The organism is Methylobacterium sp. E-066 (genome assembly GCF_022829635.1).
Taxonomy (GTDB): domain Bacteria; phylum Pseudomonadota; class Alphaproteobacteria; order Rhizobiales; family Beijerinckiaceae; genus Methylobacterium.
Genome location: NZ_JAKSYO010000137.1, coordinates 1 through 12654, shown reverse-complemented (window position 1 = coordinate 12654; position 12654 = coordinate 1). Strand labels below are relative to the sequence as shown.

The following is a 12654-nucleotide window of genomic DNA, read 5'->3' as shown; positions in this document are numbered from 1 at the left end:
CCTTCCTGCCAATCAGGGTTGTCCTTCGCTTCGTCCCAGACCTGCTTCAACTCAGTGAAGTCGTGCTCGACCTCCGGCGACATGAGCTTGCGCGCCGCCGCCGTGCGCTTTGGTCCGGTCGCCTCGGCCGCGGCCTCCCGCACGCTCAAACCCGCAACGCGTTGCGCTTTTGCCGGGTCGCCTTCCACGTGCCGAGCGATCCGCATGTAGAGCTGCGCCGTCCTGGGTGAGACCGTGGTGTTCAACCGGAGCCAGGCGTCCCAACCACCGTGCGGGACAGTCTCCTTGGCCTGGGCGAGCAGCCGGCCGCACTCGACTGCGTACCGGGCGCCTTCGCGCTTGGCAGCCTCGACGCCGGCATGGGCAGCGTTGATCGCACCGGCGATATTGGAATGGGTCATCACGAATCCTCCGTTGCTAATGAATGGTGCCGGGCTGCGATCCGAGCGCAGTCACTCCGCCGCCGCGCGCTTCAGCCAATCCAACCCACCGTCGTTCCGTGCTTCCTCGCGCCAGTCGCCGACGACCACGATGCCCTTGGTTGTGGTCCAGCCCCTGAACCAGGCGTCGAAGGAATCGGGATTGGCCGGATAGCCACGGCCTCTCTGATCGCCTTCAACGACCACGATCCAGCAAGGCCAGTTGCCCCCGCAGCCCATTATGGTGTGCGCCTCACGCCCAAGCAGATCGGCTCTGATCGAGCGCTTGTGCGGGGGCGTGATGTCGAGCTTGTCCTCCAAGCTCACCAGCGGTCCCGCGCTGGCCTTCACGCATCGCGAGATGGCGGAGATCGTGAACACCGTCACGATCTGCTTGTTGGTGCGCTTCGACCGACGTTTTGGGTCTGACGCCACCATCGTTCCGCGGACCTTCGCCCGATCGGCTACCTCCACGAGGTGATCAAGCGCCGGGGTGATCATCTCCTCGAACACGCGGCCGATCTCACGCGCGTCCGAATTTATCTTACCCCCCTGTGCCGTTTGTGCCGTTTGTGCCGTTAGGTCGGTTTTCGGAGCTATTGGCGCTAATGGCACTATTGGCACAGGGGGGTAAGATCGCTCAGGAACCGGGCTACCGGCAAAAGGGCGGGTGACGGCGACCTCCGGGTGAACCTCGTAGCTCTGAGACTTCCGGCCCTTCACTTCGCCGGCCCGGGTGAAGCGCGGCCGGATCAGCCCGGCCTCGACCAACTGCTTGCAGGCCGCCTCCATATCCGCCGCGTCCCGCAGCATGCCGCCGACCTGGCGCCGAACATCGCGGGCGTTGAACTCGGGCAACCGGTTCTGCCGGAGGTGCTGTGCCAATAGCATCCCACGCCGCTCCACCATCGGAATCGTGGCGTCCCCGAACACCCGCTCGGCCATCGGCAGGAAGTAGGCGTTCAACAGGTCGGCCGCCGCGGTGACCGCGTCCGGCGAGATGACCTGCGGTTCGGCCTGATCCGAGCCGCCACACCACCACAGGAACTCAAGCACGGCGGATAGGCGCAGGGCGTGCCCGCGGGCCTTGCCGAGGGTGCCGGCGAGCAGGCCGCTGGCGACGTGACAGCGGTCGACGATGTCCCGGGCGAACGCCTCCAGCCGATCCTCCGCATCGCGGGCGAGCGGCACCAACACCGGCTCCGGGTGACCGAACTCGTCATGGAGCTGCAGCAGATCGGTGAGCCGGGCGAACGCGCGCTGCATCGGCCCATCGTCCTGCGCGCCGCGGGCGAGGTTGAAGTCCGGCTTCGTCTCCGGCCATGCCCAGAGCAGCCTTGAGGCCAACCCGTCGTCGGGACCGTTCAGGATCATCTCCAGCTTGTCCGGCTGAACGCCGCCGAGCACGCCGATGCTGAGATGCCGGATGCGCAGCGGCTCCGGGTTCTTCATCCGATCGACGACGTAGGCGCGCCCGCCATACATCTCGATCGCAAACGCTCGGTCAGAGCCACCGCCGCCATACTTATCGAAGGCGCCTAGCCAGCCGGCCAGTTCGTCTCGCACGAGCAGCAGGCCGCGCGGCAGGCCTGCCGCCAGGGCCCCCAGCGCCTCGACCGTGGCGTCGGCCACCCGGATCCGCGGCCGAACCGGCGCGGGCGGCTCCTGCGCGTCGGGCGGCATCGCGGGCGGCGGGTCGCCGTTCTTCACAGCGGTGCGGACCTCGATCTTCCATGCCTCGACCCGGGCCTCGCAGGCCTGCTTGGCGGTGGCATGCTCCTGCTGAACCGCCTCGAAGCCGTCGGCCATCCGATCCTCGGCGAAGCGCACGAGGTTGAAGGCGGCGTCCATGCTCGGCGACTTGGATGAGGATGGCGGCCCGACCTCCGCGCACCACAGGACCGGCGGCTCCGACCACGCGGTACCGGCCCGGGGCCAGCGCACGTTGGCGATGGTGGCGCCGACGCTGGCGAGCAGGGCCACCGCCACATAGTCGACCGGCGCGGACGCCCCCTTGGCCTTGCGCTCGCACCACCCGGCCCATGGGCCGAGCAGATGGAGTGGGAAGGCCGGCGGTGAGCGCCGACCGGTGCCGAGCAGGCTCAGGTCGGGCTCCGGCCAGGAACCAGACCCCCCTGTGCCGATAGTGCCGTTGGCGCCGTTAGGTTTGGCGCGATCACCGGGACGGTGGTCATCGGCCGCGGGGCCGAGGCGGGACACCTCGGCGGCGAAATGCTGCGCTCTCATACGCGCGCCTCCTGATTCGAATGGGGGTGGGAGGCAGGCGCGGGCTGCCGCCTCTGGCGCTCGCGTTCCATCTGCTCGGTCAGGTCGCCGAGCAGGTTGAGGGCGGCACGGAATTCGGCTGCGGCGCACTTCATCGAGTACCGGAGGCCGGCGTCGTCGCGCATGGCCGCATAATCGCCGGCCATGTTGGCACGCATGCTGACGAGGGCCATCAGCTCGGCGATGTGGGCCCGGTACTTGTCCGGGTCGCCATAGGCGTAGTCGTTGGGGTTGAGGGTGGGGGCGCTCATGCGCCCCTCCAGTTCTCGGGAAGACCAAAGGCGTGAGCCGCGATAACTGCGGCGACGGCCGGGCTGCATTTCAGGCGCGCGGTGATCCGGCGCGCTTGAAGGTCGGCGTGGTGTGGGTTATCTCTGAGATCGTCAGCCGCCAAGCAGACATTTCCCAGAGCCCTCGGCGTACCAGCGCCGGGGGTTCTGACGTTGTAGGCCAACCTATGCGGCCTCCTGCTCAAGAGATGCGAGGTAGCCGCGAAGGCTATCGGCTGGGATCAGGGTCTTCACTCCGATCTTGATCGACCGCAGCTGCTTTTTGGCGATAAGTTCGTACACAGTGGTTCGACTGAGACTGAGACTATGGCAGACCTCGTTCACCGAATAGGCGAGTTTCTCGGTTGACGCGCGCAGGTCTCCCCGCGCCGCCTTAAACTCCCTGGAGTTCATTGGGGCTATTCCTTCTGTGTCAGCACGTGTCCGCGCTGATAAGCAGAACGTGAACCTCTACAGGCGCCCATAAAAGCGCGCCCAAAAATATTTCATTTTGGGTTTTGGGCTTTCCGAGCAGTTTCCTTCGGCTTCAGCTGGTTTAACCGCTTCCCATAATGATTCGTAATTCTTTTTGTTGATATGGGCGGCGCTTCCTTACCGTATACTTCGCGGTACCAATCGATCAGTACATTGGCCCAATCAGTCTGCGTTTCATAACGTTCCTGAGCGGCAGCCCTGCGCTCGATTTCAGGGCCAAAGACCTGAACAACATTCGGTCGACCGGGGATTTTCTGCTTTGGCCCAGTCATTCCGCGAAGCTCCGGAATAAGTCGGAATATTGCTTCCTTCTCAACCTCGATGACATAGTAATCTATCTGCGGAACGCGCACACTTTCAGTCTCGCGTGAATGCCGATTAAAACCGGCAGGCGACCATGCTCGGGAATTTGCCCAATCAAAAATAATCGGGCTCTCTTCCCATCGCCACTCAATATTCGTTACCAGCTTTAGATCTTTGATGCGCTTACCTTCAACAAGAGCGCGGCGGCTGATAGCGGGAACCTCGCCGTGCCAAAGGGCTGGAACTAGAAGGCTCTCAACAAGAAGTGGATCTATTTCCGACACAAGCATCATTTCGAATGCTCGCGCTAATGAGATCCATTCATCCAACACAGTACACCGCCCAAGCATCCATCAGCTCGCGACGCTTCTGGAATAGATCGCCGCGCCGGTAGGCCGCCTCGACCTTGTTTTCGATGATGTGGGCGAGCGCCATCTCCACCATCTCATTCGGGAAGTGTGTGGTCTCGGCCGCCCAGTCACGGAAGGTCGATCGGAAGCCGTGCACGGTCAGATCCGCCCGACCCATCCGCTTCAGCAGTTCCAACATGGCCATGTTGGATAGTGGCTTCCCGCGCTTGCCGCCGGGGAAGACATACTTGTCGTCGAGCGCCCTGAACCGTTCGAGGATTCTCAGGGCCTGAGCGCAGAGCGGCACCCGATGCTCGCGACCGCCCTTCATCCGCTCGGCCGGCACGGTCCAGGCCCACTCGGCTAGGTCGATCTCATCCCAGGTCGCCCCGATCACCTCGCCGGTGCGGGCGGCCGTCAGGATCGTGAATTCCAACGCCAGGGGCGAGGTCCCGTTTTGCTGGCGAAGGCTGGCGATGAACTCGCCGATCTGAACGAAGGGGAGGGCGGCGTAGTGCTCGACGCGCTGCACCTTCGATCGCTTCGGCAAGAGGTTCTGCAGGTGGCCGCGCCAGCGCGCCGGGTTCTCGCCCTGGCGGTAGCCGCGCGTGGCAGCCCAATCGAGAACGGATTCGATCCGGCCCCGAACTCGGGTGGCGGTCTCAGTCTTGTCGCCCCAGATCGGCTCGATCACCCGCATCACGAGCCCGGTGTCGACCGCTTGGACGGGGAGGGCGCCGAACACGGGCGAGGCATAGGTCGCCAGGGTGTTGCGCCACTGGTCGACATGCTTCTCGTTGCGCCAACCCTTCTTGTGCGCCTCGATGTAGGCCTCGGCGCAGGCGTCGAACGTCATGGCCTTCGCCGCGTCGAGCTGAGCGGCCGATCGAACCCTCTGACGAGCCTCTATCGGATCGATACCGTCGAGGCAGAGCTTTCGGCATTCCGTGGCCTTGTTGCGCGCCTCGGCCAGCGTCAGCGTGTGGAGCGAGCCGAGACCCATTGACCTGGCTCGGCCGTTGAGCATGAACCGGAAGATCCAGGATCGCGCGTCGGCATGCGTCACCTGGAGGTAGAGGCCACCGCCATCGGCGTAGAGGCCCGGCTCCCGCGTGCGCGAGACGACCAATGCAGACAGCTGTCCCGGCCCGCGCCTCAACTCACAACCTACAGCCTTACCTACAAACGAGAGCCGGATTGTAGCGTGTCCGTGTGTGTACGGGAAGACAGCGCGAGGGAGGGCGCCCCAGGAAAAACAACAGCTTACAGTCAACGGCGGACAGTGGCGGACAGTCCTTTGAAGGACGCTCCCTCCGCCATCTGACCCACCCTGGCCCGACGCTTCGCGCCTCTATAGTCCTCCTGCTGCCAGCCGCTCGAGGAAGCGGCCTTTCTGCGCGTGCCGCTGCCGGATGCCGGCGAGGCGCGTGTCGAAATCCGCGGTCAGGCCGCGTTCGGCCGCCAGAATTTTCAGGTCCGACAGGAGATCGAAGGCTTTGGTATAGCCGGACGCGTTGCGCCGATCGATCTCGGTCTCGATCTCGCGCCAGACGGCTTCGCCGCGCCGCGCCAGGGCGTCGAGGCGGGCGCGACACTGCTTCTCGGCCTCCTCGGCCTCGCGTCGGCGCCGGGCTTCCGCTGCTTCGGCCTCGGCCCGCTCGCGCTCGTGGCGGATCGCCTCGGCGCGGGCGCGCAGGGCTCCGACATTCCGCAGCGGCGGCTGCGACGCGGTCTCGGCCTGCGGCAGATGGTGGCGCAGCAGGCGCTTCAGCTCCGTGCCGGCATGAGGGTCAGCGTTGACGAGCCGGACCAGGAACGCGGTCTTCTCGGCCTCCGGAAGCCCGGCCACCGCGGCTTCCAGGGCGCGGGGCGAGGGAGCCACCGCGGCCGACGCCTCGATTTCAGCCGCAGCCGCCACGAGATCGGGATCGATGCGAAAGAACGCCGCGCCGGCGGCGAGCGCGTCCGTGAGCGGGCCGATCCCCGGCAGCGGTTCGACGGTGGCGTCGTCCAAGGCGTCGGCTTCGAGCGCCTTCAGCCAGAGGAGATAGAACAGCCTGAGATCGCCGTCGATCAGGTCCGCGCGCAACGGCGCCAGTTCGGCGAGCCGCCCGCCCTCGTCCGATTCCTCGTCGTCATCGTCGTACCAGATGTCGTCGTCGGGCTCCTTACATTCGCTCAGAATGTCGAAGATGACATTGTCGCCCGCGCGCCGGATCGTCACCTCGTCGACCGCGTCGAGGAAGCGGCCGAGGCCGGGGACATCGACGAACCGTTCCGGCAGGCGCAGCATTAGCCGGCGCGTGCCCCAATTGGCGAGGTAGAGGTGCAGGTCGAACCAGCGTTCCATGAGCTTGGCCGGGTCGCCCTTGAAGTCGCCCCACTGATAGGTGTTGACGAACCGCGTCGCCGTGATGGTGGCGCGGGTCGACAGGGCCCGGAGCGCCTTCCGGTCGGATTCGTCCAGTCGCCGGTCGATCGCTAGAAACTCATAATATTGGTATTCGCTCACGCCGAAGCCTCCCCATCGGGCGCATCAGACCGGGTGCAGGATACCATCGGTTTCGAGCCTGTGGAGTGCCTCCGCCAGCGTGAGCCCGGTATGGAGCCGCCACCATTGTCCGGTGTGCCGCATCCACTGGATGTCGAAGCGGTCCGGCCCCATCCGGTCGAGGCGGGCGAAGGGCGCGTCGAACTCCTCGCCGCGATTATGCGCCATCCCCGAGCGATAGCGCTGCATGAACCGGTAGCGCCCGCCGCGCCAGTCGCCGCGGATATCGACCGGGTAGTTCCAGTCGGTCGGCCGGATCTCCGGCAGGAAGCGCGGCTTCAGGACATCGCGGATCAGCGCCTCGCAGGCGGCCACGATGGCGTTCCGTTCGGCCTCGCCCACCGGGGGCGGTCGGCTCGTGCGTTGCCATGTCCTCACAGCTGTCCGGACCATCGTTGAACGGCCTTCCACCGATATGTATGGCGTTGTCCTTCTCTTGCAGGACACCGGCAAGCTGTTCCGCAACCACGTTCACTGGCGCGCTCACGTGCTTGCGCTGTACGCCTTTCCGACGTACGTTACGGGCTCCTTTCTGGAGGAAACCGGCATGCGTCCCTCCCACGATTCGGTGCACAATCCGGACGAGCGCAGCACCGAACGGATGAATTTCCGGACGAAGCCGCATATCAAGGCAGCGATCCAGCGCGCTGCGGCCCTGTCAGGGGTGGACGATTCCGTCTTCACGATGAACGCGGCCTATCGTGCGGCGGTCGAGACGATCGCGTCGCACGAGCGCACGATGCTGCAACCGGTCGATCACGCGGCCTTCTTTGCCACCCTCGATGACCCGCCGCCCGCCACGGAGGCGCTACGCGCGGCTTTCGACCGTCACAGGGCGACCATCGTCAGCCGGTGACCGGGGGCACCCTCATCGAGCCGCTGGATCCCGCCCGGCACGATCGGGCGGGCTTCTCGTGCGGGGTCGAGCCGGTCGACAATTTCTTCAGGAAGACGGCGGGCAAACTCGTCAGGGCGGACAACCTGCGGGTGTTCGTGATGACGTCGCCGGATGACGGTTTGATCGGCTTCTATGCCGTGAACGCGCACGCCGTCGATTATGCCGACCTGCCGCCGCGCTATGCCCGGACCCGTCCTGGCCATGGCCAAATCCCGGCGGCCTACATCGCGATGATCGGCGTCGATACGCGCTTCGCCGGACGGGGATTCGGCGGCGACCTGCTTGTCGACGGGCTCGGCCGGATCGCCCGCGCCGCCGACGATCTCGGGATTGCGGTGGTCATGCTCGACGTGCTCGATTGCGGGAATCCCGAGCGGGTCGCACGGCGCCTGAAGCTTTACAGCGGGTACGGGTTTATGCCGCTGCCCTCCCAACCGCTGCGCCTCTTTCTCCCGATCGCGACGGTTCGCGCTTTGCTGGGCTGAGCGCGCGCCCCATCACGCCGCCGCGACCCGCGTCGTGGCGGCCTCCCAGTCGGCGCCCCATGCCTGCACGACGTGGCCCGGGGAGACTTCCCGGTAGAGGCGCTCAGGCGGCACGTAGTCCGGCGCGCGGATCGGGCTGCGGATCTCGTCGTCCGGCAGGGCATGGCGGTCGCGGCGGCGGGCCGGGTCGGGGACCGGGACGGCGGCCAGCAGCTTCTTCGTGTAGGGGTGCTGTGGGTGGCCGAACACCGCCGCCCGGGGGCCGATCTCCACGATCTCGCCGAGATACATCACCGCCACCCGGTGGCTCACCCGCTCGACCACCGCCATGTCGTGGGAGATGAACAGGTAGGCGAGCCCCATCTCGGCCTGCAGGTCGAGCATCAGGTTGACCACCTGCGCCTTCACCGAGACGTCGAGCGCCGAGACCGCCTCGTCGGCCACGATCAGGCGGGGGCGCAGCGCCAGCGCCCGGGCGATGCAGATCCGCTGGCGCTGGCCGCCGGAGAACTCGTGCGGGAAGCGCCCGGCGGCCTCGGCCGGCAGCCCGACCCGGGTCAGCAGCGCCTCGGCGCGCTCCTGCGCGTCCCGGCGGGAGGCGAGGCGGTTGATCAGCAGGGGCTCGGCCACCGCGGCGCCGACGCTCATGCGCGGGTCGAGGCTGGCGAACGGGTCCTGGAAGATCATCTGCATCCGCTGACGGCGCGTGCGCAGGGTTTTGGCATCGAGGCCGATCAGGTCCTCGCCGTCGAGCAGGACCGAGCCGGAGAGCGGCTCGACCAGGCGCAGGATCGAGCGGCCGGTGGTGGACTTGCCGCAGCCGGATTCGCCGACCAGCGCCAGGGTCTCACCGGCCGCGAGGCTGAACGAGACCCGCTCCACCGCGTGGACCCGGCCGGTCACCCGGCCGAACAGGCCGGCGCGCATCTCGAACCGGGTGGTCAGGTCGCGCACCTCCAGGACCGGACGCTCGGCCGCCCGGACGGTGTCGGGGGTCTCGGGGGTCGGCTCCGCAACGCCGGTGGCGCGGTCGATCACGGGGAAGCGCATCGGACGCGCCCGGCCCGCCATGGCGCCGAGCCGCGGCACGGCGGCGAGCAGCGCCCGGGTGTAGGGATCCTCGGGCGCGGAAAAAATCCGGGCGGTGGGGCCGGTCTCCACGGCCCGGCCGTGAACCATCACCACCGTGCGGTCGGCGATCTCGGCGACCACGCCCATGTCGTGGGTGATGAACAGGACCGACATGCCCTCCTCGTCCTGGAGGCTCTTGATCAGGTCGAGGATCTGGGCCTGGATGGTCACGTCGAGGGCCGTGGTCGGCTCGTCGGCGATCAGGAGTCTTGGCCGGCAGGCGAGCGCCATGGCAATCATCACCCGCTGGCGCATGCCGCCCGAGAACAGGTGCGGGTATTGATGGATCCGCGACCGGGCGCCGGGGATCCGGACCTTGTCGAGGAGCCGGACCACTTCGGCCTCGGCGGCGGCCCGCGACAGGCCCCGGTGCCGGATCAGCGCCTCGGCGATCTGGAAGCCGATGGTCAGGACCGGGTTCAGGGAGGTCATCGGTTCCTGGAAGATCATGGCGATGGAATCGCCCCGGACCCGACGCATCTCGGCCTCGGAGGCGGTGCGCAGCTCCCGGCCCTCGAAGCGCACGCTGCCGCCGATGCGGCTCGCGTCCCGGGCGAGCAGGCGCATGATCGACAGGGCGCTGACGCTCTTGCCGGAGCCGGATTCGCCCACCAGCGCCACGGTCTCCCGCGGGCCGATGTCGAACGAGACGCCGTGCACCACCTCGCGCCAGCGCCCCTCGGAGCGGAAGGCGGCGGTGAGGTCGCGCACCGACAGGATCGGATCCGTCACGGGGCTCACTCCTGATCAGTCCGGATTTCGTGCGGCAACGAACCTCCCACCCTGCACCTCAGGATGAGGGGGTCGGGTGGGAGATCCGGAAGCAGGCCGCCCCACGTCAAAAAACCCGGCGCGGGTCGAGGGCGTCGCGCAGGCCGTCGCCGATGAAGTTGATCGACAGGACCGTCAGAAAAATCGCGCCGCCGGGGAACAGCGCCCAGTGCGGGGCGACGTCGAGATGGTCCTTGGCGTCGAACAGCAGGCGGCCCCAGGTCGGGATGTCCGGGGGGAAGCCGAGGCCCAGGAACGACAAAGTGGATTCCGCGATGATCGCCGCCGAGACCTCGATGGAGGCGGCTACGATCACCGGCCCGAGCGCGTTCGGCAGGATGTGGCGGCGCACGAGGTGCCCGGTGGTCGCCCCCTGCGAGCGGGCGGCCTCGACGAACTCCTTCTCCCGCAGGGTCAGGAACTGCGCCCGCACCAGCCGGGCGACCGGCATCCAGCGCAGCCCCCCGATCACCGCGACGATCATGAGAAAGACGCCGCCCTGGACCCCGAACACGGATTTCAGGCTGTCGCGAAACAGGTAGATGATCAGGAGCAGCAGCGGCAGTTGCGGCAGCGACAGGAACAGGTCGGTCAGCCACATCAGGGCCGGGTCGAGCAGCCGGCGCGACATGCCGGCCAGCGCCCCGACCACGATTCCGATCAAGCTCGCCACCGCCATGGCGGCGAAGCCCACCGCGAGCGAGATCCGGCCGCCATAGATCATCCGGGCGAGCAGGTCCTGGCCGAGATCGTCGGTGCCGAACGGGTGCGCCCAGGACGGGCCCTGGAGCTGGGCGGCGAAGTCGATGTCGTCGATGGCCAGCGGCCAGATCAGGCCGCCGAACAGCACGCCGCCGACCAGCACCGCCAGCACGGCGACGCTCGCCAGCGCCAGCCGGTGCCGGCGGAAGCGCCGCCAGGTCTCCCGCCCGGGCGAGGCCGGGGAGCGGGCGCGGGGAGGCGCCTCAACGGAGGGCGATGCGAGGGTCGAGCCAGCCATAGAGCAGGTCCGCGACGAGGTTGAACAGGACGACGAGGCCGGCGAACACGAAGGTCACGGCCATCACCACCGGCGTGTCGTTGGCCAGCATCGCGTCGATCAGCAGGGAGCCGATGCCGGGGATCCGGAAGATCTGCTCGGTGACGATGGCGCCGCCGAACACCGCCGGGATCTGCAGGGCGACGAGCGTTACCACCGGGATCAGGGCGTTGCGGGCGATGTGCCGGCGGGTCACCGTGCCCTCGGTGAGCCCCTTGGCCCGGGCGGTGGTGACGTAGTCGAGGCGGGCGACGTCCAGCGCCGAGGCGCGCACGTAGCGGGTGTAGGACGCGGCCTGGAAGAAGCCCAGCACCGCCACCGGCATGATCGACTGCCGGATGGTCTCCCAGGCCCAGGCCAGGCCGGTGCCGGGGAGGTTGGCCTGGTAGACGAAGGGCAGCCAGCCGAGCTTGATCGAGAACAGCAGGATGAACAGCAGGCCGGTGAAGAAGGTCGGCAGCGAGAAGCCCACGAAGGCCAGGGTGTTGGCGACCTGGTCGGCCAGCGAGTAGGGCCGGCGGGCGGCGTAGAGGCCTACCGGCACCGCCACCAGCAGGGCCAGGACTTGCGAGGAGCCGACCACGAACAGGGTGGTGGGCAGCCGCTGCAGGATCAGCGTGTCGACGTTCACCCGGCTGGCGAAGGAGAACCCCCAATCGCCGTGCAGCATGGCCCCGAGCCAGCGCAGGTAGCGGGTGAAGATCGGGTCATCGAGCCCGAACTTGATCCGCAGGGCCGCGCGCACCTCCGGGGGCACGTTGGGGTTGGCGGCGAGCTCGCCGAACGGGTCGCCCGGCGCGAGCGCCAGGACGACGAACAGGATCAGGCTGATCCCGAGCAGGCTCGGGATCGCGATCAGGAGCCTGCGCAGGATGTAGGCGCCCATTGTGTTGTGCCTCGATTCTTGGCGCGCGACTCCCGCTCAGGCCTCCCGGCTCCATTCGGGCAGGAACGACAGGTCGTTGTCCCAGCCGCTGCGCGGCGCCACGAGCTTGGCGGAGACCCCCGAGACCTCGGCCCGGTGGATCAGCGGCAGGATGTTCTCCGAGACCGCGAGGTCGTTGGCCTTAATCAGCAGGGCGGCGCGCTTGACCGGATCGAGCTCCGCCTGGGCGGCTTTATAGGCCGCATCGTAATCGGCATTGCGCCAGCGCGCGATGTTGCGGCCCTGCCACTTGTTCTCCTTGGTGGCGGCCTCCCAGGACACGTACTGGAGCAGCCAGGTCGACGGATCGGCCTGGGTCATGCTGATCGCGTACATCTCCATGTCCGCGTAGAAATGCGGGAACGTGTCCGGGTTGGCTGTGTCGGAGGAGAAGAACACCGAGCCGGTGATCGATTTCAGCTCGATCTCGATGCCGGCCTTGGCGGCGGCCTGCTTGATGATCGCCTGGGTCTTCTGGCGCGGGGCGTTGATCGAGGTCTGGAACAGCAGCTTCAGGCGCTTGCCGTCCTTGGCCCGCACGCCGTCGGCGCCCTTCACCCAGCCGGCCTCGTCGAGGAGCGCGTTGGCCTTGGCCGGATCGAACGCGAAGCTTGTGTTCTTCGAGACGAAGCGCTCCGGGCCGTTCACCGAATTGGCCGTGGCCCGGCCGGTGCGGCCGTAGATGTAGTCCTGGATCGACTTGCGATCGACCAACAGGCTCATCGCGTGGCA

Annotated in this window: 14 protein-coding genes; 2 read left to right on the top strand and 12 right to left on the bottom strand. The window is 67.3% G+C overall.

All coding sequences use genetic code 11. The features are described 5' to 3' along the window. The 8 genes from MKL20_RS19785 to MKL20_RS19755 all read right to left on the bottom strand — a co-directional run. A partial coding sequence (locus MKL20_RS19785; protein ID WP_244038110.1) for a DUF3102 domain-containing protein occupies positions 1–401 on the bottom strand: 401 nt, incomplete at its 3' end. 51 nt (positions 402–452) lie between these two features. After that, positions 453–2666: a DUF3987 domain-containing protein gene (locus tag MKL20_RS19780; RefSeq protein WP_244038109.1), complete on the bottom strand. Its 2214-nt coding sequence runs from the start codon at positions 2664–2666 to the stop codon at positions 453–455. Further along, positions 2663–2956, bottom strand: coding sequence for a hypothetical protein (locus MKL20_RS19775; protein WP_244038108.1), 294 nt, complete (start codon positions 2954–2956; stop codon positions 2663–2665). Before MKL20_RS19775 ends, MKL20_RS19780 begins: the two co-directional genes overlap by 4 nt. Before the next feature lie 204 nt (positions 2957–3160). Next, complete coding sequence (locus MKL20_RS33290; protein ID WP_409568173.1) at positions 3161–3388, bottom strand: helix-turn-helix domain-containing protein; 228 nt, start codon at positions 3386–3388, stop codon at positions 3161–3163. A gap of 92 nt (positions 3389–3480) precedes the next feature. Next, complete coding sequence (locus MKL20_RS19770) at positions 3481–4101, bottom strand: hypothetical protein (protein WP_244038107.1); 621 nt, start codon at positions 4099–4101, stop codon at positions 3481–3483. Next, positions 4094–5251: a tyrosine-type recombinase/integrase gene (locus MKL20_RS19765; RefSeq protein ID WP_244038106.1), complete on the bottom strand. Its 1158-nt coding sequence runs from the start codon at positions 5249–5251 to the stop codon at positions 4094–4096. Before MKL20_RS19765 ends, MKL20_RS19770 begins: the two co-directional genes overlap by 8 nt. Before the next feature lie 222 nt (positions 5252–5473). Next, complete coding sequence (locus tag MKL20_RS19760; RefSeq protein WP_244038105.1) at positions 5474–6634, bottom strand: hypothetical protein; 1161 nt, start codon at positions 6632–6634, stop codon at positions 5474–5476. Between the two features lie 24 nt (positions 6635–6658). Beyond that, positions 6659–7015, bottom strand: a complete 357-nt coding sequence (locus MKL20_RS19755) for a hypothetical protein (protein ID WP_244038104.1) — start codon at positions 7013–7015, stop codon at positions 6659–6661. On the opposite strand from MKL20_RS19755, the gene MKL20_RS33285 reads away from it, so the two are divergent. Next, positions 6990–7529, top strand: a complete 540-nt coding sequence (locus MKL20_RS33285) for a DUF1778 domain-containing protein (protein WP_409568172.1) — start codon at positions 6990–6992, stop codon at positions 7527–7529. The genes MKL20_RS19755 and MKL20_RS33285 overlap by 26 nt on opposite strands. Next, positions 7526–8056 carry a GNAT family N-acetyltransferase gene (locus MKL20_RS19745; protein WP_244038103.1) on the top strand — a complete coding sequence of 177 codons (531 nt, stop codon included), beginning with the start codon at positions 7526–7528 and terminating at the stop codon, positions 8054–8056. Before MKL20_RS33285 ends, MKL20_RS19745 begins: the two co-directional genes overlap by 4 nt. A 12-nt stretch (positions 8057–8068) precedes the next feature. On the opposite strand, the gene MKL20_RS19740 is transcribed toward MKL20_RS19745, so the two are convergent. From MKL20_RS19740 to MKL20_RS19725, 4 genes are all read right to left on the bottom strand, one after another. Continuing rightward, positions 8069–9919 carry an ABC transporter ATP-binding protein gene (locus MKL20_RS19740; protein WP_244038102.1) on the bottom strand — a complete coding sequence of 617 codons (1851 nt, stop codon included), beginning with the start codon at positions 9917–9919 and terminating at the stop codon, positions 8069–8071. A gap of 106 nt (positions 9920–10025) precedes the next feature. After that, complete coding sequence (locus MKL20_RS19735) at positions 10026–10958, bottom strand: ABC transporter permease (RefSeq protein WP_244038101.1); 933 nt, start codon at positions 10956–10958, stop codon at positions 10026–10028. Further along, positions 10924–11883, bottom strand: a complete 960-nt coding sequence (locus MKL20_RS19730) for an ABC transporter permease (protein WP_244038100.1) — start codon at positions 11881–11883, stop codon at positions 10924–10926. Before MKL20_RS19730 ends, MKL20_RS19735 begins: the two co-directional genes overlap by 35 nt. Before the next feature lie 36 nt (positions 11884–11919). After that, the coding region (locus tag MKL20_RS19725) for an ABC transporter substrate-binding protein (RefSeq protein ID WP_244038099.1) at positions 11920–12654 on the bottom strand (735 nt) is incomplete at its 5' end.

What these genes read in the sequence shown, in the direction of transcription:
- MKL20_RS19780 (WP_244038109.1), bottom strand. Translation starts at nt 2,666, where the DNA reads ATGAGAGCGCAGCATTTCGCCGCCGAGGTGTCCCGCCTCGGCCCCGCG.
- MKL20_RS19775 (WP_244038108.1), bottom strand. Translation starts at nt 2,956, where the DNA reads ATGAGCGCCCCCACCCTCAACCCCAACGACTACGCCTATGGCGACCCG.
- MKL20_RS33290 (WP_409568173.1), bottom strand. Translation starts at nt 3,388, where the DNA reads ATGAACTCCAGGGAGTTTAAGGCGGCGCGGGGAGACCTGCGCGCGTCA.
- MKL20_RS33285 (WP_409568172.1), top strand. Translation starts at nt 6,990, where the DNA reads ATGGCGTTCCGTTCGGCCTCGCCCACCGGGGGCGGTCGGCTCGTGCGT.
- MKL20_RS19735 (WP_244038101.1), bottom strand. Translation starts at nt 10,958, where the DNA reads ATGGCTGGCTCGACCCTCGCATCGCCCTCCGTTGAGGCGCCTCCCCGC.
- MKL20_RS19730 (WP_244038100.1), bottom strand. Translation starts at nt 11,883, where the DNA reads ATGGGCGCCTACATCCTGCGCAGGCTCCTGATCGCGATCCCGAGCCTG.